The organism is Labilithrix sp., from assembly GCA_019637155.1.
GTDB lineage: Bacteria > Myxococcota_A > Polyangia > Polyangiales > Polyangiaceae > Labilithrix.
The window spans coordinates 248741-269656 of sequence record JAHBWE010000009.1 but is presented as its reverse complement, the minus strand read 5'-3'; the positions used below and the strand labels follow the sequence as shown (position 1 = coordinate 269656).

Below are 20916 nucleotides of genomic sequence, written 5' to 3'. Positions count from 1 at the left end.
CCGCCAGAGAGAAAGGCGTAAACCCCTGATGAACCAGCTTTCTACGCCGAACAAACCTAGTGATTCCGATGCCTTCGCTCAGGAGGCCGTGGGTCACCTGGACGCTCTCTACGCCGTCGCCTGCAAGCTGACGCGGAACCCCTCCGAGGCGGAGGACCTCGTCCAGGACACTCTCCTGAAAGCGATGAAGGCGCGGGAGCAGTTCCACGCGGGCACGAACCTGAAGGCCTGGCTGTTCCGGATCCTGACCAACACGTTCATCAACAAGTACCGCCGCGGCGGGCTCGAGCGCTCGGTGCTCGAAGGCCCGGACGCGGACCCGCTCGTCGACGGGTGGGTGAGCGCCTCGACGATGCGTCAGCTCCGCGATCCGGAGCAGGCCGCGCTGATGCCGATCGTGGAGGGCGAGGTCCAGCGCGCGCTGGACGCGCTCCCGACCGAGTTCAAGATCGCGGTCATCCTCTGCGACGTGGAGGAGTTCAGCTACGAGGAGATCGCGCAGATCATGGGCTGCCCGATCGGGACGGTGATGAGCCGCCTCCATCGTGGCCGGAAGCTCCTTCAGCGATCTCTCTACAATCACGCGCTGGCTCTCGGTATCGTTAGGGGCGAGCCGGTGAGCGAGCAGAAGTCCAACAACCAGCCCGCGGACCTCGCGGCATACCGAGCCAAAAGGAAAGCCTCTTGAGTGGTGAAGTGAACCCGTCTGATTCTCGTTGCAGCTCGATCGCGCGCCTCCTCGGAGCGCACGCCGACGGTCAGCTCGACGCGGCAAAGACCGTCGAGATCGATGACCATCTCGGCGCATGCGAGACCTGCCGCGAGCGCACCGCGCTCGACCGAGCCATCCGCGGTTCACTCAAGAAGTCCGTCAAGACCACCGCCCCAACCGACCTCCGCACCCGCCTCCTCGCCGCCATGACGGCCGAAGTCGCACAGCCGGACGCCGAAGCCGAACCGGGCCCCCGGGAAGCGGCCGCGCAAGCGGGCGCGCAGCGCCCCGAGCGCGCCAGCGCGAGGGCCGTGTCCCGGGGTGGGGGTGTCGGGGGCGAAGCCCCTGACGTTGACAAGACCCCCAAGCCCAAGCCCAGGCCCGCCATGCTTCGTCACTGGCGCACGGCGATCCCCGTCGCGAGCGCGGCGGCGATCGCGCTCGCGTGGGGCTTCGCGGCGCGGCAGCCGATGGCGGCGGGCGACGCGCATTCCTCCGCGCGCGCCGGCTTCGGCAACGACGAGCTCGTGAAGCAGTTCGTCGACGTTCACTCGCGCCCCATCCGCCCCGAGACGGCGGACTCGCGCGAGGTCCGCAACTTCGAGCGCGAGGTCGGCGTGCCGGTGCACGTCCCGCAGCTCGAGAAGAACGCGCGCTTCGTCGGCGGCCGCCTCCTCCCGGTCCAGGGCGGAGAGCGCGCGGCGATGCTGCAGTACGAGGTCGTCCGGCCCACCGGCGACGTGCAGCGCGTCAGCGTCTTCATCTACGACCCGCGCCGCGTCCAGATCCGCAGCGCCGAGCAGCTCCCGCCGCGCGCGGTCGGCACGGCGGAGGTCCGCGTCGGCCAGGCGCGTGGCTACTCGGTCGCGGTCGCGCAGCACGGCGACGTCGGCTACGCGGTCGCGAGCGACCTCGACGACTCGACGAGCGCGCAGTACGTCGCCGCGGTCGAGCGCGAGTAGCTCCGTCTTGGGCGACGAGCGTTGAGCGTTCGGGCAAGGCTGGGCTAAGGTTCGGCCGATGCGCTTCGTCTTCGTGATGGACCCGATGGATCGGGTCCTGCCCGACAAGGACACGACGTTCGCCTTCCTCCGCGCCGCGCAGGCCAAGGGCCACGAGTCGCTCCACTGCGAGCCGCGCGACCTCGTCGTCCGCGGCGGCGACGTGTACGCGCGCGTGCAGCCGATCAAGGTGAGCAACGTGGCGCCGCACACCGTCTTCGGCGCGGGCTTCGAGTATCGCCTCGCCGACGCGCACGCGGTGTTCATCCGAAAGGATCCGCCGTTCGACACGATGTACCACCTGACGTCGCTCCTCCTCGAGCGGCTGCGGGGCCGGACCGTGCTCATCAACGATCCGCGCGGCCTCCGCGAGGCGAACGAGAAGCTCTACGCGTTGAACTTCGCGCGCTGGATGCCGAAGACGGTCGTGACCTCGTCGGAAGAGGACGTGATGGCCTTCGTGAAGGAGGTCGGCGGCATCGGCGTCATCAAACCGCTCGACCTCATGGGCGGCACCGGCGTCATGATGGTGCGCGAGGGCGACAAGAACGCGCGCGCCATCATCCAGCTCCTCTCCGACGAGGGGCGGCGGCTCGTCATGGTCCAGGAGTTCATCCCGAAGGTGACGGAGGGCGACAAGCGCATCCTCCTCCTCGACGGGAAGCCGCTCGGCGCGATCAACCGCGTGCCGCGCGCGGACGATCTCCGCTCCAACATCCACGTCGGCGGCAGCGTCGAGCCGTGCGAGATCACCGCGACCGAGCACGCGATCATCGAAGACATCGCGCCGCGCCTCGCGCAGGACGGCCTCGTCTTCGTCGGCCTCGACGTGATCGACGGGCGCCTCACCGAGGTGAACGTCACGTCGCCGACCGGCATCCAGCAGCTGAGCCAGCATCAGGGCCGCGAGGTCTCCGACGACGTGATCGCCTGGGCCGAGCGCGCGGCGGAGCAGTTCCGGCCTGCGCTCCGCAGCATCCCCGCGCCGACGTCGTCGGCCTAGCCGGCACCGATGCCCGTCACCGTCACCGTCCGGCGCGAAGAGAGCAGCGGCGAGTCTCCGTCGCTCACGTTCGACGGTCCACGCGTCGTCATCGGCCGGAGCGACGGCGCCGACGTCCGCCTCCCCGATCCGAGCGTGAGCCTCCGCCACGCGAGCGTCCGCGCGGAGGGGACGGGCTTCGCCGTCGTCGACGAGGGCAGCACGAACGGCACCTGGGTCGGCGGCGTCCGCTTGCCGCCGCACACGCCGCGCCTCGTGAAGACAGGCGATCTCGTGCGGGTGGGTCGCGTGTGGCTCGAGCTCGCGATCGGGCAGCGCGCGGCGACGCCCGACCTCGGCGCCGCCACCCGCGACCTCGCGCTCGCGCTCGTGCGGCAGGCGATGGAGGCCCACGGCGAAGACACGCGCGTGAAGGTGCGCGTCGCGGAGGGGCCCGATCTCGGGGCGGAGCTCGTGCTCGCGGAGGACGGGAAGAGCTACCTCGCCGGCCGCGCCGAGCGCTGCGACCTGCCGCTCGCGGACGAGGACGCGTCGCGCGAGCACGCGGCGATCACGCGTCGCGGCGGGCAGGTCTGGGTCCGCGATCTCCGCTCCAGCAACGGCGTCTACCTCGGCGAGCAGCGCATCGCGAGTGATCGCGACGTGCCGTGGCGCGGCCCGAACATGCTGCGCATCGGCGCGTCGGTCCTCGCGCTCGACGAGCCGGTGAGCGTCGCGCTCGCCGACCTCGCGAGCCTCGAGGACGAGAAGCTCCCGCCGGACGCGGAGCCGCCGCCGCCTTCGTCGCTCGCCGGCCCACCGAGCCCGCCCGCCGTCGCCGCGCCCCCGTCCGCCGCGCCCGCCGCCGCGATCGCAGAGCTCCCGAAGGGCCCCGACTCCCGCGCCGCGGTCACGGTGCGCCGTCCACGGCGACGGACCTGGGGCCTCGTCGACGTCCTCGTCGTCGGCGTCGCGGTGGCGATCATCGGCGCGAGCCTCGCCGGGCTCGTCTGGGTCCTTAAGTAGTCTGTCTCGTTCGAGAGGGCGCTGCCCTCTCGAGCTCTCCCGCCCGCGAGAGGCTCCGCTTACTTGTTGAGCGGTGGGGGGGGTTCGCTGCTCATTTGTGGGAGCGTCTGGTTCGTCTCTTCGATCGGAGGGGGGCGGCGAGGGCGGCGGTCGTAGCTCGTCGGTAGGCCGGCGGTGGGGATCGCGGAGAGCATCGCCTCGAGCTCCTCCGCGCTCTTCGGGCGATCGTTGATCCGCTTCTTCAGGCACTTCATCACGACCTGATCGAGCGCCTCGGGGATGTCGAGGTCGGGGCGGCGCTGGCGCATCGGGACCGGGATCTGCCGCTGGTGCAGATCGAGGAGCTCGCGCCGGCTCTGCGCCACGATCGGGAGCTCGCCGGTGAGCGCCTCGTACATGAGCACGCCGAAGGCATAGAGGTCCGTCTGCGCGACGACGTTCGCGCCGATGCACTGCTCGGGCGCCATGTACTCGGGCGTGCCGAGCGTGTAGCCGGCCTGGGTGAGCGACTCCGCGGTCGTGAGCTTGCTCATGCCGAAGTCGAGGACCTTCGGCGTGCCGTCGTCGCAGAGGAAGATGTTGCCCGGCTTCAGGTCGCGATGGACGACGCCCTTCTTGTGCGCGCCCGCGAGCGCGCGGCACACGCCGATGAAGACGGGGAGCGCGAAGCCCGGCGCGATGACGTGCTCGCGCGAGAGCTTGTCGGCGAGGGAGCGGCCGTGGAGGCGCTCCATGACGACGTACATCGACCCGTCGGGCATCTGATCGAGATCGTGCACTCTGCACACGTTCACGTTGTCGATGTTGACCTGGATGTACGCCTCCCGCCGGAGGCGCGCGATCTCGCCGCCGTCGCGCGCGGCCGCGCCGCGGAGGACCTTCACCGCGACCTCGTGGCCGAGCGTGTTGTGCTCCGCCGCGTACACGACGCCGATGCCGCCCGAGCCGATCTTCTTCCCGATGCGGTACTTGCCGCCGAGGACGGTGCCGGTCAGCTCGCCGGGGACGGCCGCCTGCGTGGCCTCGCCGCGGAGATCGAGGCCGCGCTCGAGCGCGGCGATGCGGTTCTTCTCGAAGGACCGGCCCGACGCCTCGACCTTCGACTTGTCCCAGATCTTGCCGGCGCCGAAGCCGAGCGCGCCCGCGATGATCGCGCCGATGGCGCCGGCGACCGGTCCGCCCGCCGCGAAGATGGCGCCGCCGCTCACGACCGCGGCGCCGGCCGCGGCGATGACGGCGGTGTTCTTCGTCGCGGACGCGCTCCACTCGACGAGGTACGAGCAGCAGTCGTCGCCCTTGGCGATGCACTTCTCGTGCGTGACCTTCGCGTCGCCCTTCCCCCAGATGCGCGTGACCGACGCGAGCTCGCCCTCGCGCGCGGCGCAGAAGAGGGCCTCCGTCTGCGGATCCGGCTTGTCGGCGTCGTCGTAGCCGTCGGAGCGGTGGCGATAGATGAGCCGCACCGCGCTCACGCTCGCCTTGTCCTTCGGGAGGCGCTTCTTCGCGTCGTCCTTCTCGGCCTGCGTCTCCGGGCCGTTCTCGTCTTCTGGCGATTTGGTCGTTTCTACCGGTTTGGGCGGTTCGTCGCCCGGGAGCTCGAAGTCCCACTGACCGACGCGCGTGACCTCGCGCGCGTTCTCGGCGAGGTACACGTAGGCGTCGACCGGCTGCTCGGCGGTGCGGAGCATGCGGACCATCGAGCCGAGCGCCTCGGCGTTCGTGACCCAGTCGCCGCGGCTGCGGAGCGCGTCGACCGAGCCGAGCTGCTCGCAGATCCCGCGGAGCGCGCGGCGCGCGGCCTGGGTGCTGACCCAGCCCGTCTCGTTGTCGACCATCGAGGGATCGATGCCGGCGCTCTCGAGGATCGACCGGACGGTCCGCTCTCCCTTCTCCGAGCGGATCCGAAGGAGGTAGGTCTTGAGGATCGAGGCGCGGAGCTCCTCTTTCCCGCCCTGGCGCACGGCGCCCTTGGGCAGCTCGGACACGTTGCTCATCCGCCGACCAGGCTATCGGAATTAGACGTTGGTGACGACCTCGAGCGTATCGCCGGCGAGGGCGCGCAAATCCGTGAGCATCCCGCCCGGTCCGGCCGCGAACACCACGCCGCCCGCGGAGCGCCGCGCGGCGAGGTCGTCGGCGAGGACACGCTGGACGTAGCCCTCCCCGCGCAGCGCCTCGGGGAGGACGCTCGCGTCGTCGTCGCTCGCGCGCGAGAGGCAGAGGACGAGCCGCGCGCCGGCGTGAGCCCAGCCGGCGACCTCTTCCACGAGCGGGATCTCACGCGACGAGCGCACGCCGATGTACACGCTCGTGAGCGCGGCCTCGCGATGCGCGAGGCGGTCGCGGAGGATCGGTCGCGCGACCGCGAGCGCGCTGCCGGCCACGGCGACGACGAGGGCGCGACCGCGCGCGCGCTCGAGCGGGAACCCCTTGCCGAGCGGCCCCGCGACGCTGACGACGGTGCCCTCCGGCGCGCCGGTGAGATCGGTGGAGGCTTCGCCGTTGTTGCGGACGAGGAGCTCCCACGAGGGGGCGTGGAGCTCGCCGGCGAGGACGAAGAAGCCGGAGCCCGAGTCGGTGCGGACCTGCACGTATTGACCGGGCGCGCGATAGCTCGCGGCCATCTCTTCGGGTGGGGTCAGCGTGACGAGATGGAGCCCGGCGCCGGCTTGTCGGCGCGCGGTGAGGACGACGGGCTCGAAGGTGGGCACCTCAGAAACTGCCACCGTAGGAGAGGCCGGCGAAGCCGGGACCGACGGAGGGGGTGAGGCGCGCGTTCTCCTTCGGTCCCGTGGGCTCGAGGAAGTGCCAGACGAGACCGCCGGCGATCAGCACGGCACCACCGCCGATTGTGACGCCGCCCCACATTGGCTGCCACTTGGCAGCTCCGGCTTGGTCCTGCGCCTTCTGGAACGCCACGTCCGACTGTCCCGGTTGCTGCGTGCACTTCAACGTGTCCTCGCTGCAGCCCTCCGGCAGGTCCGGCGACGTCAGCACGACCGCGACGCCGATGCCTACCGCGAGGACGCCCGCGCCGACCACGAGCCACGGCCAGATCGTGTGCTCCTGCTGCTCGACCTGCGGCTGCGGGGGCGGCTGTTGCGGCGGCGGCGGAGGCGGCGACGCGGTGGCGATCTGCTTCTTCAGGTTCTCGATCTTCGCCTGCGTCGTCGGCATCTCCGGCGAGTCCTTCGGCGCCCGCTGGACGTAGGCCTCGAGCGCGGCGAGCGCCTGCTGCCGCTCGCCTTTGCGTTCGTAGGTCGACGCCACGAGGAGCAGGAGCTCCGGCTTGCAGTCGATGGCGTACGCGTCCTTGAAGCGCTTCAGCGCCGAGTCGTAGTTCCCCTCGTCGTAGTCCTGCCGCGCGGCGATGTACTTCCGCTTCCCCTCTTCGCTGTCCCCCTTCGGCGTGCACGGCGGATAGTCGCTCGCGGCGGGGGCCGGCGGCGACGACGACGCCGGTTGCGCCGCCGCGATCCCCGGCCTCGAGAGCGCGGCCGCAAGGAGGACGCCAGCACCGAAGATCTGCGTTCGTCGGCTCATGTCGAGGTGGTCGGTACGGCGCCCAGCATACAAGCGTTCGTCCTCAAGTCCTCCGCTTTGTCGCCTTCTCCCCGAAGAGCGACACCGCGTCCATCATCCAGGAGAGCCCTCGCTCGTCCGGGCCGAGCGACACCGGGACGAGGATGAAGCCACCTTGCCGCGTCTCCGCGTGGATGGGCACGCGCCAACCGAGGAGCAGCTTCCGGACGCTCGGCGTGATCGCGGTCGCGATGTCCTCCTTGCTCCCGGCGAACGACGCGAACACGTGGTCGAACGCGGCGTCGCCGGTGGCGAACCGCACCATCGACACCAGGTCGAGCGGCTCCGCGAAGACGCTCCCGAAGTCGCTCGTCACCGCCGCCCTCGTCGTGATGCGCTCGTCCTGCACGATCGCGATCCAGGTCCCGTATTCGACCGGCGGCAGCGGGTGCGGCGAGGGCGTCGTGTTCGGCACCTCGAGGACCGCGCGCGCGATGCTGATCGATCCGATGCTCCCCGTCGCGAGGAGCGCGTGCTCGTAGCGGAGCGGCACGCGCGTCGTCGTGTAGGGCTCCCAGACGCGAAGCCAGCGCTCGTCCGCGTCGGGCTCGTAACGAAGCCCGCGTGCACGCGCGAACGCTTCCATCCAATAGAGCGGACCCGGCATGCGAGCCCGAGCGTAGCCGATCGCAGCTCAGGGAGTCATCGCGGGAGTCACCGCGACGTGCGGGACCTTCTCGCCGTTCGCCTGCTTCTCTTTCATCTCGTACTTGCTCGGGCACTTCGCGAGGACGTTCGACGCCTCGAAGTCACCGCTCGCCTTCAGCTCGCCTTCGACCGTGACGCCGAGGTCCATCCCCGGCACGTCCTTGAACGTGTCGGGGACGATGCACTTCGCGTAGCGAACGGGGATCTCGGTCCCGTTCTTCTCGATGCGGAAGCGGTACTCGCACGGGCTATCCTGCTTCGCGATCGAGCCGTGGACGAGCGTGCCTTCGGCGCGGACCGCCTTCCCGACGTACTTGCCCTTCTGAGCGACGAGCTCGTCGACGGGCTTCGAGTAGATCCCCTTGTCTTGCATGCCGACGAGGACGATCGCGACGATCGCCGCCGCGGCCGCGACGAGGGGGATGACGAGGAGGAGCCGCTTCCTCGCGGCGCCCTCCTCCTCTTCTTCCTCGTCCTCTTCACGGCGACGGCGCACCGGGAGCTCGACGGGCGCCGGTTGCTCGACGATGTGCCCCGACTCGAGCGCGAGCCTCCGCGCTTCTTCTTTTTCGATCCCGTCGTCGGCCATCGCGTTCATGGAGACTACCTGCCACCTCCCCCGGGTCAACGTCATCCGTGGCCTCGTATTCCCCAAAAAGTGCCTTGGATCCGGGCCGATCCACAGATCAGATGCTATGCTGAGCAGGTAGTTTCCATGACCGACGTACTTTCGAGACCGGTCCTCGTCCTGAATCGAGTGTTCCAGCCTGTTCAGCTGACGACCGCGAAGCGCGCGTTCGTCCTCCTCTACGGCGGCGCCGCTCACGCGTTGGACGAGCACGGTGAAGAATACGACTTCGATCTCTGGCGCCACCTCCCCGTCCGCGACCACGACGACAGCGTGCCCATCATCGGCGGGTCGCTCCGGATCCCGCGCGTCCTCCACCTCCATCGCTACGACCGCACGCCGAAGGTCACCGTGCGGCTCACGCGCCGGAACATCATGTTCCGCGACGCGCACCAGTGTCAGTACTGCGCGAAGACCCCGCCGCTCCGCGATCTCAACATCGACCACGTGATGCCGCGCTCCCGCGGCGGCGGCGACACCTGGGAGAACCTCGTGACCGCGTGCCGGGTCTGCAACCTCCGCAAGGGCTGGAAGACGCCCGAAGAGGCGAACATGCGCCTCCAGCGACGGCCGTTCCGACCCAAGTGGTCGATGACCGCGCAGCTCCTCCTCGGCTCGGGCACGAAGTACCGAGAGTGGGAGCCGTTCCTCAAAGCTTCGTGAAGCCGCCGTCGGCGCAGATCGCCCAGAGGTCCCACGCGCCGTCGCTGCAGACGAAGAAGTCCTCGCAGCCGCAGCAGCCGTTCGTGCACGTGAGGCCGAGGCCGACCGTGCAGTCCGGCTCCTGGAGCACGCCGCAGCCGGGTCCGCCGTAGGCGCCGGGAGGCGCGTTCGGGTTCTCGACGAGCCCCGCGTCATCGCCGGCGTCGGGCACCACGCGCGCCCCCGCGTCCGGATCGAAATTGGGGCACGTCTCGCCGCGCTCCCAGACGTTCCCGCGGCGGCACAGGTAGATCGCCTCGCACCGCGGGTCCGCGCACGACACGCCGTTCGCGAGCGGGCACCCGTTCGGGGGGATGTTCGTGCACGGCCGGTCGATCACGACGTCGTCGCACGCGAACACGGCGAGCGCGCCTGCTGCGGCGACGACGACGGCGAGCGCGCGGATCCGAGCCACGGATGTCTACTACCACCCGGATGCTTCTTTTGCGCCGATCGGGTAGCGTCGCGTCATGCATTCCATCCTGTTTCGGGCTGCCTTCGCCGCGTCGGCGTCGCTCGTCTTCGTCCTCGCCGCGTGCGGAGGCGACCCCAAGGATCCGAAGACCCCGGCCTCGAGCTCGGGCAGCGACGATCCGTCGAGCACGTTCTCGTCGTCGGGCGGCGGGTCGTCCGGTGCGGCGGAGTCGTCCTCCGGCGGCGGCGGCGAGCCGACGCCGGTGGGACCGACGACGACGACGACCCAGCTCGGCGACGGCGGCGATCTGCAGGGCGCGAAGCTCGGCGGCAAGGTCCACACCGAGACCGAGTCGAAGGGCGAGAGCGGGCCGGCCAGCACCGGCGGCAAGAGCGCGAACGAGCCGGGGCGAAGCCTCGCCGACATCAGCGCGATCGTGAAGGCGCGCCGCGAGGACGCGCGCGCTTGCTACGACAAGGCGCTGCCCTCCCATCCCGGGATGGAGGGGAACCTCGACATCAAGTGGACGATCGACCCGAAGGGCAACGTCACCGAGGCGTCGCTCGACACGAGCAAGAGCCAGATCCTCGATCAGGGCGTCGCCAACTGCGTCATCGACATCATCAAGAAGATCAAGTTCGCCGAGAGCAAGGGCGGCTACGAGACGCGGGCGCACTACCCGTTCGACTTCCACCCGAGGACGTTCACGCCGAAGCCGGCCGGCAGCGGCGGAAAGTAGTCGCTCGGGATGAGCGAGCCGGATCGGATCGTTTCGGCGCTCGTGGCGGTGGGGTTCAGCCTGAACGAATCGCGGGCGTACGCCGCGCTCCTCGTCGAGAGCCCCGCGACGGGCTACGAGGTCGGGGTCCGCGCGCAGATCCCGCGTTCGGCGGTGTACGGCGTGCTTCGCCGCCTCGTGAAAGCAGGCGCCGCGCGCTCGATCGCGGGCTCGCCCGAGCGCTTCGCGCCGGCGCCGGCGGAGGACCTGCTCGTCCTCCTGCGGAAGCGGTTCGAGACGTCGACGGAGCAGCTCGAAGAGGCGATCCGCGATCTCGACGTCGCGCCGAAGGCCCCCGACGCGTTCACGGTGCACGGCTACGCGCGGATCCTCGAGGAGGCGGAGCGCCTCGTGCGCGGGGCGCAGCACCGGCTCGTGATCAGCGGCTGGCCGCGCGAGATCGAGCAGCTCTCGCCGGAGCTGAAGCGCGCGGCGAAGCGGAAGGTCTACGCGGTGGTGTTCTCGCACGCCGAGCTGCCGCCGCTCCCGGTCGAGACCTTCAGCTACGGCCTGCCCGAGCGCGGGCTCGAGGAGTTCTGGAAGCACCGGCTCGTCGTCGTCGCCGACGATCGCCGCTCCCTCATCGGCGCGACGGAGATGAACGACGGCGACAACGCGGTCGTGAGCGAGACGCCCGCGATCGCGGAGATCGCGACGAGCCAGGTCGCGCTCGACATCACGCTCCTGTCGCAGAGGCAGCAGCGCGACGTCGGCGACGTGATGGCGCGGATGCTCGGCGACCGCGTCGGCCGCCTCGACACGCTGCTCGCGCGACCGGACGCGCGCCCGCGCGCGAAGGCGGCCCGATGAGCGACACCCGCATTCCGCCGCGCTCGATGCCGGCGCGCTCGCTCACGCCGCGCTCGATGACGGCGGTCGCGCGCTCCCTCGCCCCGCCCGCCGCCGGCGGAGACGCCTACGCCGACCTGATCAAGGAGACGCGCGGCCTCCGCCGCGAGCAGCAGATCGCGCGCGAACAGTGGCTCGCGCGGCTCGACGTCGCCCGCCGCGAGGAGACGCTCTTCGAGCTCGAGGTCCTGCTGAAGGGGCTCGCGTGCTTCGCGAACCCGCGGAACCACGCCGGTCCGCCGCGCAAGACCGCGATCGTCGCGCTCGACTACCGCGACGCGCTGGTCCTCTCGCGCGACGCGATGCAGCGGATCATCGTCTTGTGCCGCCAGCTCCTCGGCGAGCAAGACCGCGCGTTCGTCTTCCAGCGCTACCTCGAGATGCTGCTCCCCGACGACACCGCGCGCACGAAGCTCGTTCGCGGCGCGGCGAGCCAGGACACGCCCGAGGAGTCGCTCTTCCTCCTGCGTCACGCGCTCACGAACCTGCTCGAGGTCAACGGCGGCATCACGCGCCTGCCGCGCGTGCCCTTCCGCCTGTTCTACGCGGCGATGTCGGTCGCGCATCGCGAGGTCGCGCAGTCCGCGTTCTTCAACCCGCTCGTCGCGCTCGAGTTCCGCCCCGAGTTCGATCGCATCACCAACGTCCGGGTCCTCGAGCTGATGCGGCAGGTGCCGGGAGAGCAGGCCCGGCGCCTCGTCGCGCTCACGTTCCTCGCGCTCTTCCGGATGCTCCGTTACGTGACGCTGCTCGAGAGCGTCGTGCGGCAGCAGCGCCCCGCCGGCCTCGTGTACGTGGTCCTCAGCGTGATGCGCTCGGACGCACGCGCCCTCACCGACTACCTGCGCAAGCAGACCGGGCAGCAGCTCGCGGAGAGCTTCGAGCGCGAGCTGTTCAAGATCCCGGCGTCGCAGATCCACGCGCGGCACGACGAGCTCTCGGCCGAGGCGCATCGCCTGCTCTCGATCAAGTCGACGCTCGGCGGCATCTCCGCGAACGTGCGGCTCGAGCTACGGCGCGCGTTCGAGCACGATTTCATGGCGCCGGACGGCGGGGCGTCGACGGAGCAGCTCCGCGCGTCGGTCGCGACGGTCGCGTCGAACCTGCGGCCCGCGCTGCAGAACGCGGTCCTCGTCCTCGGGAAGGCGCTCGGCGCGCGGCTCGACGAGCACGGCGTGTTCGACGACGTGGCGGTGCGGCGCTCGCTCTCGCTCCGTCTTCGCCGCGACGTCTGGATGTTCGCGCAGATCGTCCGCGCGTTCGGGGCGAAGGCGCGCGCGACGCCGACGCGCGAGGATCGATGGAGCGGCCCGTCGTCGCTCCAGTTCGTGCGCGAGTTCCTCTCGTACTTCGACGCGATGGGCTACCCGCTGCTCCGCGCCGCCGACTACCCGCGGTTCGACGCGTTCATCGGCGCCCTCGGCGCGCTCGAAGAGACGGACCTCCTCGATCCGAGCCGTCTCGAACGCGCGGTGGCGGAAGCCGAGCGCTTCTACCAGTTCCTCACCGACCTCTTCGAGCAGATCGGCCACCGCGACGAGCTCAAGGGAGTCGCCTTCGATCGCCGCCAGGCAGCAGAAGCGCTGAAGCTCTACCTGGGCGAGTGAGCTACTGTACGTCTGACACGTACCTGATCGACGTTCACCTGCGCCCTTGGCGCCGCTGCTCATATGAAGAGGAGGGCTCGGCCCGTTCAAGGCGAAGCCCGATCCGTTCCGAACGGATCCGAGCTCAGGGTGGAGCGGGCACGCTTCAAGTCTCGCGCCCCTCGTCCCGGCTAAGGTCGGATGTCTGGCTCGATCGCTCGGTCCCCGGATGCCTGACGCCGCTCAAATTCTCGACCGCTCGATTCTCCCGGCTGAGCTCGGGAATCCCGGGCGCGTTCAATCCGTCGATACTTCCCGGCTGAGCTCGGGATGTTCCGGCCACAAGGGCAAAAAGCCCCATGATCTCGGAGTCCGAAGGCCGGACCGCCAGTTTAAGTCTGACCCGCCGACCGTTACGCGGCCACGAGCTCAGCCGGGAGGCTCGAGCGATGGCCGGCATCCCGAGCTTGCCCTCGACGTCGGGCGGCTTGGCTCGGGCTACGACTTGAAGCCATAAAGACGGCGAACGCCGCGATCAGTCCACTCGGGCTACGACGTGAAGCCATTAAAGACGAGAGGGCGACTCCCGTTGGGGAGCGCCCTCTCGTCCGTGCCTTACCCGCTTGAGCTCAGCTCGGCGGATTCGGCAAAAACTGCAATGATCTTTGGCGTTGACCCGAGGTTGGTCGATGTCGACCTATTCCTCGCCCTCGTCCAGCCCAGCGCTAGACGTGGGAGCGCCGCCCAACATCGACGGAACACCGGCCGGCGGAGACGCCTTGCCACGGGACTTGGCCGGAGCAGACGCCTTCTTTGCCGCAGACCGCCCAGTTTTTGCCGCCTTAGGCTGGGCGGCTTTTCTGGCAGGCTTTTTGCCGCCGGCAGCCTTCTTGGCGCCGCCAGCCTTCTTGGCAGAGGCGCGCTTCTTGCCGCCCGCCTTCTTCTTCGACGCGGTCTTGCCCGCCGCCTTCTTGGTGGTCTTCGTCTTCTTCGCAGCAGCCTTCTTCTTAGCAGCCATATTCGTATCCTCCTGCAGAGGTGATCTACATGACGTATATGGTCACCTACGTTACATGTCAAACAAAAAAACTTGACGAGTGAGCAGGCTGAGCAAGCGCTCCGGTGGTTGGAGCGGCGGCATTTGCTCCTCGCGAGGTAGACCTTGACGATTCAAGCGATTCGGGTCATGCGCCCACTCATGGCTAAATTTCAGGCGTTTCGTCGCAATGTCGGTTGGTTCCTGAATTGATAAATATTCTGGAATCGCGTCGAGGCATCACGGATCGCCCTGGAATGTGGGCAGATCGCGCCTTCGCGAAAAAATTTTTTTTTTGATCGCCTCGCTCGTGCGTGGTGATGCGCGATCGCGATCGCATCACGCGTGAGTGCGGTGCACGAGACCAGGACGACCGGCCGTTGACGCACGTGCCTTCCGCTCGGTAGCTTCGCCGGAGTTTCGGGCGACGATCATCGACGCGACGAGCCCGTTCACAGGACAGGAGATGAGCATGCGGAAGTTCATGGTTTGGTCGGGCGCTGTCGCCATGGCCCTCGCGATCGCCGGCTGCGGCCACACCGACGAAGAGATGGCGGCGAAGCAGCGCGAGATCGACAAGCTCTCGGCCGACATGAAGGCCGCGAAGGCGCAGATCGCGGACGATCAGGCGAAGTACTCGGACGCGCAGAACCAGATCGAGAAGCTGAAGGAGCAGGCGCGTCAGGCCGGCCTCTCGTCGCAGGCCGAGATGGACAAGTTGAAGCAGGCGCTCGCCGAGTACAAGCAGCGCGCCGACCAGCTCGCCATCATCGAGCAGCGCTTCCGCGAGCTTCGCTCGAAGCTCGACAAGCTCAATAACGTCGGCGTCAAGGTCGTGCCGCGCAACAACCGCCTCGTCGTCCAGCTCCCGGGCGACATCCTCTTCGACTCCGGCAAGGACGAGCTGAAGCCGCAGGGCAAGGAAGTCCTCAGCCAGGTCGCGGAGGTCATTCGCTCCGACAAGGACCTCAACAACCGCTACTTCCTCGTCGCCGGCCACACCGACAACGCGAAGTACCCGACGGGCGGACAGTTCAAGGACAACTGGGGCCTCTCGCTGATGCGCGCGCGCCAGGTCAACCTGTTCCTCGTCGACGAGCACAAGGCGGACCCGAAGAAGAAGGGCGACGTCAACGGCGGCGGACTCAACCCGAAGCGCTGGGCCCCCGTCGGCTACGGCGAGTTCGACCCCATCGCGGGCTCGGTCGAGTCGCAGACGAAGGACGACATGGCGAAGAACCGCCGCGTCGAGCTCGTCGTTCAGCCGAACGTCGAGGAGATGCTGAACCTCGGCAACATCAAGTAGGGAGGGCTTTCAACGTCGGGGGCTTTGCCCCCGACACCCCCACCCCAGACACGGCCCTCGCGCGGTGCGCGAGGGTCGCTTCGCGACCGCTTTCGCGGCCGCTTCTGGGGCCCCTTCCGGGGGTGGCTCGCGAGTGCCTGCCGCGAGCGCTCGATCGGTGAAGTCGGAGGCCGGTGGGCGTTGAGCAACTTGAGAAGCTCTTGGGGGTGAGCGAACATCGCGGCGGGATGCGCGTCGCGAGCGTCGACATTGGGACGAACACGGTGCTCTTGCTCGTCGCGGAGCGTGGAGCGGACGGGCAGCTCGTCGCGGTGGAGGAGCGCGCGACGATCACGCGCCTCGGGCAGGGCGTCGACAAGACGCGGCGGCTCGCGCCGGAGGCGATCGCGCGGACGAACGCGGCCCTCGATGCGTACGCGGACGTGATCGAGAAGGCGGGGGCGACGCGGGTCGACGTCGTCGGGACGAGCGCGATGCGCGACGCCGGCGGGGGCGAAGAGGTGCGCGCGCACGTGAAGGCGCGGCTCGGGGTCGAGGCGCGGACGATCTCGGGCGACGAAGAAGCTCGCCTCACGTTCGCCGGCGCGCTGAGCGGCCTCGGCGCCATCGCCGCGGGGACGAAGGTGCGCGTGTTCGACATCGGCGGCGGGAGCACCGAGATCGTGCACGGAGAGCGCGGATCGACGGCGCTCCTCTACGCGCACAGCTACGACGTCGGCAGCGTCCGGCTGACGGAGCGGCACGTGAGCGGGGACCCGCCCTCGCCGGCCGAGCTCGACGCCGTGCGCGCCGCGGCGCGGGCGGCGTTCGCCGGCGTGCCCGCGTTCGCGAGCGACGTGCCTCCCGTCGGCATCGCCGGGACGATGACCACGCTCGCGGCGGTGTCGCTCGAGATGTCGGCCTACGACGGCGCGCGCGTCCACGGGCTCACGCTGTCGGTCTCGGAGATCGAGCGCGTCGTCGCCGAGCTCGCGCGTGTCCCGCTCGCGGAGCGCGCGCGGCTTCCGGGGCTCGAGCCGAAGCGCGCCGACGTCATCGTCGCGGGAGGCCTCGTCGCGCTCGCCTACCTCGAGCACGCCGGCGCCGACGCGGTCACGATCTCCGATCGCGGCGTCCGCTGGGGCCTGGCGGAAGAGCTCGTGCGCGCCTCGCGCATTGACACGTAGGCGGCCACGGAACTAAAGTACGGGCCGCCTGAAGTTGTGCCCGCGTCGTTCTTGGACGCCGGTCGTCGCGGTCCGCCAAGGGCGGCGCGAGACGAAGGAGACGCGATGCCCGCTGACGCGGAGTTGAAGTTCAAGGTCGGAGACAAGGCTGTTTATCCCGCTCAAGGCGTGGCCGAAGTCATCAAGATCGAAGAGAAAGACATCGGCGGCACGCGCCAGCGCTTCTACGTCCTCCGCATCATGGACACGGACCGGAAGATCATGGTCCCGGTGACGAACGCCAGCGCCGTCGGCCTGCGCCAGGTCATCAGTGAGCAGGAGATCCGCGAGATCTTCGACATCCTGAAGGAACGCACGATCGCGTTCGACAACCAGACCTGGAACCGCCGCTACCGCGGCTTCATGGACAAGATCAAGACCGGCTCCATCTACGACGTGGCCGAGGTCCTCCGCGACCTCTACCGCCTCAAGACGGACAAGCAGCTCTCGTTCGGCGAACGCCGCATGCTCGACACCGCCCGCACGCTGATCGTGAAAGAAATCGCGATCGCGCGCGAGCAGACCGAAGAGCAGGTCAAGAACGAGATCGAAGCGATCTTCGTCTCGAACTGACCCTCGAACGAGCTGACCTTCGAACGAAGCGACGCGCGCGAAAGCGAGCCCTGTCTCCGCGCCTTCAGGCTCGGGCGCGCCTCAGGCGTGGCTGATTGTGGCGGGCGTCGTGTCTTCCGCCATCTCGAGCAGGCCGAAGTCCCAGGTCTCCTCGGGCTCGCGCAGGCCGGCGACGGCGCGCTCGACGCGATCGAGGAGCTCCGACGGGGACGCGAACGCGCCCGGACGAATGCCGACCGAGACGCGGCCCGGCCAGTGCCAGACGCGCGCCGCGGTCACGCCCTGCACGCCGTAGACGAGCTCGAGCGTGCGCCGGAGGCGCGGCGGAAGATCGATACGTGACGGCCTCGGCTCCCCACCAGGTTCCATCGTTCGGACACTACCGCGTGTCGTGCAGACTGCAAGCGATGGTGCGCTCGAGATGAGTCGGTTGGTGCGAGCTTTCGGCACCGGCACGAGCGGTTGCCACGCGCGTTGCCGACGGAAGCTACTTGATGGACGCGAGGACCTCGGGCGTCACTTCGTCGGCGCTCACGCCGCGGTCCGCGCCGTGGTCCTGAATGAACTTCAGCTTCAGAGGCGTGGCGACCGGCACGAGGTCGGGGCCCATCGGCCCGAGGACGTCACCGCCGATCATGAAGGTGACCTCGCCCGCTTCGCGCCACGTGCGGTCGTAATACTCCTGCACGCGGAGGTCCTTCGCCGGCGTCTTGCCGCTGCGCCAGGACGTGAACGCGCAGCGCGGCGTATCGAACGGCACGAGCGTCCCGTCCGCGAGCACGAGCTTCGCGGTCCACGCGCTCCCCGGATCGATCTTCATCCCGCAGTGCTTGCACCGCTCCTCCGCCGCCGGCTTCTTGCACGCGAGCGCGAGGCCGCCGACGAGACACGCGTGAACGAAGGCCCTTCGCTTCATGGGAACAGCGACGCTCCGTTGCCGACGACGGCGAAGCGCACGACCGGGAACGCGCCGAGCGCGAGCGCGCACGCCCACGCCGCGGCGCCCAAGCGGAGCCGCCGCGACGCGAACGCGCCGAGCGCCGTCGTCGCCGCCCCCCCGCGCGCGAGGAGCGCGCTCACCGCCGCGCCGCCCCCCCACGCCGTCGCGAGGAAGAGCGCGCCGTAGAGCGGATAGCCGAGCGCGAAGACGTCCATGCGGAGGAGGCAGAACGGACAGACGTGCGACGGCACCTCGAACGCGTGCGGCGCGACCTCGAGCACCGACGCCGCGAGCGCCGCCGGCAACGTCACCACCGAGAGCGCCCCCGCCGCGAGGACCGCGCGGCGGGAGGGCGCGCGCGCGGCGAGGAGCGCCGCCGCGATCGAGAGCACGGTACCGCCGCACGCGATCGCGGTCAGGAGCACGCGCGGGCCCGTCGCGAACGTCTCTCCCGTCGCGGCGACGGGATCGAGCTGCACCGAGCAGCACGACGCGACCACGCTGAGGTCGAGCCCGAGGAGGAACTTGCCGGTCGCGAGGAGATCGACGGCGGAGAGCGGCGCCATCACGCAGGTCGCGATCGCGAGCGGGCGCGCGAGGTCGAGCGTTCGCACCCGCGCGTCGAAGGCGTAGAGCTGCGTGACGATCCCCGCCGCGAGCGCGACGCCGCCCGTGATCGCGAGCGCGCGGAAGCCCCATTCGTGGGCCGCGAAGACGCCGTACGCGCACATCGCGCCGCGGACGCCGCGGCTCAAGCGGTCCGCCGAGAGCGCGGTGAGCGCGAGCGCCGCGACCTGCACGACGGCCGCGACACGCGCGAACGTCGCCGCGAGCTCCACCCGCTTCTCGAGCGCGAGCTGCCCCTCCGTCGCGCGACGCACGTCGAAGTAACGAAGCACCCGCTGCGCCGTGACCGCCGCGCGCGCGAACAACGCGAACGCGACGACGCCGGCCGCCAACCGCACGAGGACCCACGGCTCGAGGAGGTTCGTCATGCGCTCAGCTTCCCTGCCACGAGGTCTAGCACGCGGACGCGCGCGCCGGCCGGCATGCCGGCGGTGATGCGCGCGTCGTGCGTCGCGACGAGGAGCGCGCGGCCGTCCTTCGCCAGCGCGGCGAGGTCCTCCGCGATCGTCTTCGCGTGCGCGTCGTCGAGGTGCGCGGTCGGCTCGTCGAGGACGAGGAGCTTCGGATCGACGAGGAGGGCGCGACAGAGCGCGACGCGCTGGCGCTCGCCGCCGGAGAGCCCCTTCGCCTTCGAGCCCGCGAGCGCGCCGAGGCCTCGTTGCTCGAGGAGCGTGCGCGCGCGCTTCTCGTCGTCGGCGGTCACGCCGTCGGGCACGCGCGGGAGGAGCACGTTCGCGAGCGCGGTGAGGCCGTCGAGGAGCTGGAGGTCCTGGAACAAGAAGCCCACCTTCCGCCGCCGGATCTCCGCGCGGTGCGCCTCGCGCAGGCGCGACGTCGGCTCGCCGTCGATGTGCACCTCGCCGCTCGTCGGCGAGAGCATCGCGCCGACGAGCGCGAGCAGCGTCGTCTTCCCGCTCCCCGAGGGCCCGCGGACGACGACGAGCTCGCCACGACCGATCTCGAAGCTGACGCCGTCGATGACGGTGCGCCGCTCGGAGCCGTCCTTGACCCTCTTCACCACGTCCTCGACGCGGACCGCGATCTCCTGGGTCATCGCGGCGATTGTGCCAACGTGAGCCACCCGCTCGCAAGCTGTCAGGGTACGAGCGCGACCGTGGCCCCGCACCGTCGTGATTTTCCACGCAGCGTCGCGCCTGGTACGCTCGCTGCTATTAGTCCGCTCGTGCTCGTCCGCCGTCGCCTCGTCCACCTCGCCCTCCTCGCTGCCATCGGCGGCGCCGCCGTCGTGGCGTGCAGCGGCGAGCTGAACCCGCAGCCGCTCCCGCCCGTCACCGGAGACGACGACGACGATCAGCGCGATCCCGAGACGGCCAGCGGCTCCTCCTCGAGCGGCTTCGGCGGAAGCACGAGCTCCTCCGGCGTCGCCGCCGCGCCGGGCGACGCGAGCGCCGATCCGGACGCAGGAGCGGACGCCGACGCGGGGCCGGAGTGAAGCTCTCCCGCAGCGCTCGCTTCCGCCTCGGCGCGTCGCTCCTCATCGGCGGCGGGCTCGTCGCGTGCGTGATCGATCCGCTGAACCCGCAGCCGCTCCCGCCGCAGGAGCCTTCCGCTCTCGCCGACGGAGGCGTCTTCGCGCCGCCGCCGACGATGGACAGCGGAGCGCAGACCGAAGACTCGTTCCGCGACGGAGCGGCCGGGTCCCCCGACGGCGAGCCGCCGAACGTCGCCGACGAAGACGGCGGCACGGACGGCGGAGCGGACGCGGGCGACGCCGAAGCCGACGCCGGCGACGCGGGTAACGAAGACGAAAACTAAGACGCCTTGCCCGAGGCGGACGTCGCGTACTCGTCGAGCACGTTCATCGTGAAGTCGGCGAGGAGGCCGTCCGCGACGCGGAGGCGCCGCGAGAGATCGCGCGCGATGTTGAGCACGATGAGGGTGTAGCTCTTGAGGTCGTGACGGTAGAGCGCGTCCATCTCCTCGGTGGAGATGCGGAGGAGGCGCGACGAGCCGACCGCGCGCACCGTCGCGGACCGCGGCTGCATGTCGATGATCGACATCTCGCCGAAGCAGTCGTTCGGGCCGAGGATCGCCACCCGCGTCTCGCGTCCGCGGCGGCTCTTCTTCAACACCTCGATCTCGCCGTCGAGCACCACGTACATCTCGCGCGCGGGATCGCCCTCGCGGAAGATCACGTCGCCGACCGTGTAGCGCTGGACCGAGAGCGTGCCGGCCAGGTGCTCGAGGAAGTCGTCGGAGAGCGCGCCGAACAGGCCGACCTCGCGGAGCTGCGCAGGCGTGACCTTCGGATCGGCGGCCGGGATCTTCACGGAAGACATTTGCCTGTGACCTTCGCGCT

The 20916-nt window shown here is 69.9% G+C and carries 25 protein-coding genes; 13 read left to right on the top strand and 12 right to left on the bottom strand.

Annotated elements, in window-relative coordinates; translation table 11 throughout:
* Window positions 1-28: 28 nt before the first annotated feature.
* The 4 genes from KF837_20905 to KF837_20890 are packed head-to-tail and all read left to right on the top strand — an operon-like array spanning window position 29 to window position 3721.
* Window positions 29-688 carry a sigma-70 family RNA polymerase sigma factor gene (locus KF837_20905; protein MBX3229791.1) on the top strand — a complete coding sequence of 220 codons (660 nt, stop codon included), beginning with the start codon at window positions 29-31 and terminating at the stop codon, window positions 686-688.
* 8 nt (window positions 689-696) lie between these two features.
* Window positions 697-1674 (top strand): zf-HC2 domain-containing protein, encoded by a 978-nt coding sequence (locus KF837_20900; GenBank protein MBX3229790.1) that lies wholly within the window; start codon window positions 697-699, stop codon window positions 1672-1674.
* Window positions 1675-1732: 58 nt separating this feature from the next.
* On the top strand, window positions 1733-2716 hold the full coding sequence (gene gshB, locus KF837_20895; protein ID MBX3229789.1) for a glutathione synthase: 984 nt from the start codon (window positions 1733-1735) through the stop codon (window positions 2714-2716).
* Window positions 2717-2725: 9 nt separating this feature from the next.
* Window positions 2726-3721: an FHA domain-containing protein gene (locus tag KF837_20890; protein MBX3229788.1), complete on the top strand. Its 996-nt coding sequence runs from the start codon at window positions 2726-2728 to the stop codon at window positions 3719-3721.
* Window positions 3722-3780: 59 nt separating this feature from the next.
* Here KF837_20890 and KF837_20885 read toward each other — a convergent pair whose 3' ends face one another.
* From KF837_20885 to KF837_20865, 5 genes are read right to left on the bottom strand one after another with little or no spacing between them, the layout of a single operon-like run.
* Window positions 3781-5715, bottom strand: coding sequence for a serine/threonine protein kinase (locus KF837_20885; protein MBX3229787.1), 1935 nt, complete (start codon window positions 5713-5715; stop codon window positions 3781-3783).
* Between the two features lie 21 nt (window positions 5716-5736).
* Window positions 5737-6432, bottom strand: coding sequence for a hypothetical protein (locus KF837_20880; GenBank protein ID MBX3229786.1), 696 nt, complete (start codon window positions 6430-6432; stop codon window positions 5737-5739).
* Between the two features lies 1 nt (window position 6433).
* Entirely contained in the window at window positions 6434-7264 is an 831-nt protein-coding gene (locus tag KF837_20875; GenBank protein MBX3229785.1) for a tetratricopeptide repeat protein, read from the bottom strand.
* 43 nt (window positions 7265-7307) lie between these two features.
* On the bottom strand, window positions 7308-7910 hold the full coding sequence (locus KF837_20870; GenBank protein MBX3229784.1) for a hypothetical protein: 603 nt from the start codon (window positions 7908-7910) through the stop codon (window positions 7308-7310).
* Between the two features lie 27 nt (window positions 7911-7937).
* Window positions 7938-8549: a cytochrome c maturation protein CcmE gene (locus tag KF837_20865; protein MBX3229783.1), complete on the bottom strand. Its 612-nt coding sequence runs from the start codon at window positions 8547-8549 to the stop codon at window positions 7938-7940.
* 117 nt (window positions 8550-8666) lie between these two features.
* On the opposite strand from KF837_20865, the gene KF837_20860 reads away from it, so the two are divergent.
* The gene (locus KF837_20860) at window positions 8667-9242 is read left to right on the top strand and encodes an HNH endonuclease (protein ID MBX3229782.1); all 576 of its coding nucleotides are present in this window, start codon (window positions 8667-8669) and stop codon (window positions 9240-9242) included.
* On the opposite strand, the gene KF837_20855 is transcribed toward KF837_20860, so the two are convergent.
* Window positions 9229-9696 carry a hypothetical protein gene (locus tag KF837_20855; protein ID MBX3229781.1) on the bottom strand — a complete coding sequence of 156 codons (468 nt, stop codon included), beginning with the start codon at window positions 9694-9696 and terminating at the stop codon, window positions 9229-9231. The genes KF837_20860 and KF837_20855 overlap by 14 nt on opposite strands.
* Window positions 9697-9751: 55 nt before the next feature.
* Here KF837_20855 and KF837_20850 point away from each other — a divergent pair, with 55 nt between their 5' ends.
* The 3 genes from KF837_20850 to KF837_20840 are packed head-to-tail and all read left to right on the top strand — an operon-like array spanning window position 9752 to window position 12930.
* On the top strand, window positions 9752-10435 hold the full coding sequence (locus KF837_20850; GenBank protein ID MBX3229780.1) for an AgmX/PglI C-terminal domain-containing protein: 684 nt from the start codon (window positions 9752-9754) through the stop codon (window positions 10433-10435).
* A gap of 9 nt (window positions 10436-10444) precedes the next feature.
* A complete protein-coding gene (locus KF837_20845) occupies window positions 10445-11284 on the top strand; it encodes a TrmB family transcriptional regulator (GenBank protein ID MBX3229779.1) in 840 nt (279 codons plus the stop codon).
* 56 nt (window positions 11285-11340) lie between these two features.
* Window positions 11341-12930, top strand: coding sequence for a hypothetical protein (locus tag KF837_20840; GenBank protein ID MBX3229778.1), 1590 nt, complete (start codon window positions 11341-11343; stop codon window positions 12928-12930).
* 676 nt (window positions 12931-13606) lie between these two features.
* Here KF837_20840 and KF837_20835 read toward each other — a convergent pair.
* Window positions 13607-13927: a hypothetical protein gene (locus tag KF837_20835; GenBank protein MBX3229777.1), complete on the bottom strand. Its 321-nt coding sequence runs from the start codon at window positions 13925-13927 to the stop codon at window positions 13607-13609.
* Between the two features lie 484 nt (window positions 13928-14411).
* On the opposite strand from KF837_20835, the gene KF837_20830 reads away from it, so the two are divergent.
* The 3 genes from KF837_20830 (at window position 14412) to KF837_20820 (ending at window position 17029) form a co-directional block, all read left to right on the top strand.
* Window positions 14412-15251: an OmpA family protein gene (locus tag KF837_20830; GenBank protein MBX3229776.1), complete on the top strand. Its 840-nt coding sequence runs from the start codon at window positions 14412-14414 to the stop codon at window positions 15249-15251.
* 227 nt (window positions 15252-15478) lie between these two features.
* Window positions 15479-16417: a Ppx/GppA family phosphatase gene (locus tag KF837_20825; protein MBX3229775.1), complete on the top strand. Its 939-nt coding sequence runs from the start codon at window positions 15479-15481 to the stop codon at window positions 16415-16417.
* Between the two features lie 105 nt (window positions 16418-16522).
* Window positions 16523-17029, top strand: a complete 507-nt coding sequence (locus KF837_20820; protein ID MBX3229774.1) for a CarD family transcriptional regulator — start codon at window positions 16523-16525, stop codon at window positions 17027-17029.
* Between the two features lie 81 nt (window positions 17030-17110).
* Here KF837_20820 and KF837_20815 read toward each other — a convergent pair whose 3' ends face one another.
* The 4 genes from KF837_20815 to KF837_20800 all read right to left on the bottom strand — a co-directional run bounded on the left by KF837_20815 (window position 17111) and on the right by KF837_20800 (window position 19650).
* Entirely contained in the window at window positions 17111-17398 is a 288-nt protein-coding gene (locus KF837_20815; protein ID MBX3229773.1) for a hypothetical protein, read from the bottom strand.
* 118 nt (window positions 17399-17516) lie between these two features.
* Window positions 17517-17945 carry a nitrous oxide reductase accessory protein NosL gene (locus KF837_20810; protein ID MBX3229772.1) on the bottom strand — a complete coding sequence of 143 codons (429 nt, stop codon included), beginning with the start codon at window positions 17943-17945 and terminating at the stop codon, window positions 17517-17519.
* Entirely contained in the window at window positions 17942-18964 is a 1023-nt protein-coding gene (locus tag KF837_20805; protein ID MBX3229771.1) for a hypothetical protein, read from the bottom strand. The genes KF837_20810 and KF837_20805 overlap by 4 nt, the downstream gene beginning before the upstream one ends.
* On the bottom strand, window positions 18961-19650 hold the full coding sequence (locus KF837_20800) for an ABC transporter ATP-binding protein (GenBank protein ID MBX3229770.1): 690 nt from the start codon (window positions 19648-19650) through the stop codon (window positions 18961-18963). The genes KF837_20805 and KF837_20800 overlap by 4 nt, the downstream gene beginning before the upstream one ends.
* A gap of 129 nt (window positions 19651-19779) precedes the next feature.
* Between KF837_20800 and KF837_20795 the strand changes: the two genes are divergently transcribed.
* Both KF837_20795 and KF837_20790 read left to right on the top strand, forming a co-directional pair.
* Window positions 19780-20049 (top strand): hypothetical protein, encoded by a 270-nt coding sequence (locus tag KF837_20795; protein MBX3229769.1) that lies wholly within the window; start codon window positions 19780-19782, stop codon window positions 20047-20049.
* Window positions 20046-20372, top strand: coding sequence for a hypothetical protein (locus KF837_20790; GenBank protein MBX3229768.1), 327 nt, complete (start codon window positions 20046-20048; stop codon window positions 20370-20372). The genes KF837_20795 and KF837_20790 overlap by 4 nt, the downstream gene beginning before the upstream one ends.
* Here the strand turns inward: KF837_20790 and KF837_20785 are convergent.
* Window positions 20369-20896, bottom strand: a complete 528-nt coding sequence (locus KF837_20785; GenBank protein MBX3229767.1) for a cyclic nucleotide-binding domain-containing protein — start codon at window positions 20894-20896, stop codon at window positions 20369-20371. The two genes, KF837_20790 and KF837_20785, sit on opposite strands and share 4 nt — an antisense overlap.
* Window positions 20897-20916: the final 20 nt, after the last annotated feature.

Bases quoted from the DNA above. Each gene is read 5' to 3' on its own strand.
- KF837_20905 (MBX3229791.1), top strand. From the start codon at position 29: ATGAACCAGCTTTCTACGCCGAACAAACCTAGTGATTCCGATGCCTTC.
- gshB (MBX3229789.1), top strand. From the start codon at position 1,733: ATGCGCTTCGTCTTCGTGATGGACCCGATGGATCGGGTCCTGCCCGAC.
- KF837_20890 (MBX3229788.1), top strand. From the start codon at position 2,726: ATGCCCGTCACCGTCACCGTCCGGCGCGAAGAGAGCAGCGGCGAGTCT.
- KF837_20885 (MBX3229787.1), bottom strand. From the start codon at position 5,715: ATGAGCAACGTGTCCGAGCTGCCCAAGGGCGCCGTGCGCCAGGGCGGG.
- KF837_20875 (MBX3229785.1), bottom strand. From the start codon at position 7,264: ATGAGCCGACGAACGCAGATCTTCGGTGCTGGCGTCCTCCTTGCGGCC.
- KF837_20870 (MBX3229784.1), bottom strand. From the start codon at position 7,910: ATGCCGGGTCCGCTCTATTGGATGGAAGCGTTCGCGCGTGCACGCGGG.
- KF837_20865 (MBX3229783.1), bottom strand. From the start codon at position 8,549: ATGAACGCGATGGCCGACGACGGGATCGAAAAAGAAGAAGCGCGGAGG.
- KF837_20860 (MBX3229782.1), top strand. From the start codon at position 8,667: ATGACCGACGTACTTTCGAGACCGGTCCTCGTCCTGAATCGAGTGTTC.
- KF837_20850 (MBX3229780.1), top strand. From the start codon at position 9,752: ATGCATTCCATCCTGTTTCGGGCTGCCTTCGCCGCGTCGGCGTCGCTC.
- KF837_20845 (MBX3229779.1), top strand. From the start codon at position 10,445: ATGAGCGAGCCGGATCGGATCGTTTCGGCGCTCGTGGCGGTGGGGTTC.
- KF837_20840 (MBX3229778.1), top strand. From the start codon at position 11,341: ATGACGGCGGTCGCGCGCTCCCTCGCCCCGCCCGCCGCCGGCGGAGAC.
- KF837_20835 (MBX3229777.1), bottom strand. From the start codon at position 13,927: ATGGCTGCTAAGAAGAAGGCTGCTGCGAAGAAGACGAAGACCACCAAG.
- KF837_20830 (MBX3229776.1), top strand. From the start codon at position 14,412: ATGAGCATGCGGAAGTTCATGGTTTGGTCGGGCGCTGTCGCCATGGCC.
- KF837_20825 (MBX3229775.1), top strand. From the start codon at position 15,479: ATGCGCGTCGCGAGCGTCGACATTGGGACGAACACGGTGCTCTTGCTC.
- KF837_20820 (MBX3229774.1), top strand. From the start codon at position 16,523: ATGCCCGCTGACGCGGAGTTGAAGTTCAAGGTCGGAGACAAGGCTGTT.
- KF837_20815 (MBX3229773.1), bottom strand. From the start codon at position 17,398: ATGGAACCTGGTGGGGAGCCGAGGCCGTCACGTATCGATCTTCCGCCG.
- KF837_20810 (MBX3229772.1), bottom strand. From the start codon at position 17,945: ATGAAGCGAAGGGCCTTCGTTCACGCGTGTCTCGTCGGCGGCCTCGCG.
- KF837_20805 (MBX3229771.1), bottom strand. From the start codon at position 18,964: ATGACGAACCTCCTCGAGCCGTGGGTCCTCGTGCGGTTGGCGGCCGGC.
- KF837_20800 (MBX3229770.1), bottom strand. From the start codon at position 19,650: ATGACCCAGGAGATCGCGGTCCGCGTCGAGGACGTGGTGAAGAGGGTC.
- KF837_20785 (MBX3229767.1), bottom strand. From the start codon at position 20,896: ATGTCTTCCGTGAAGATCCCGGCCGCCGATCCGAAGGTCACGCCTGCG.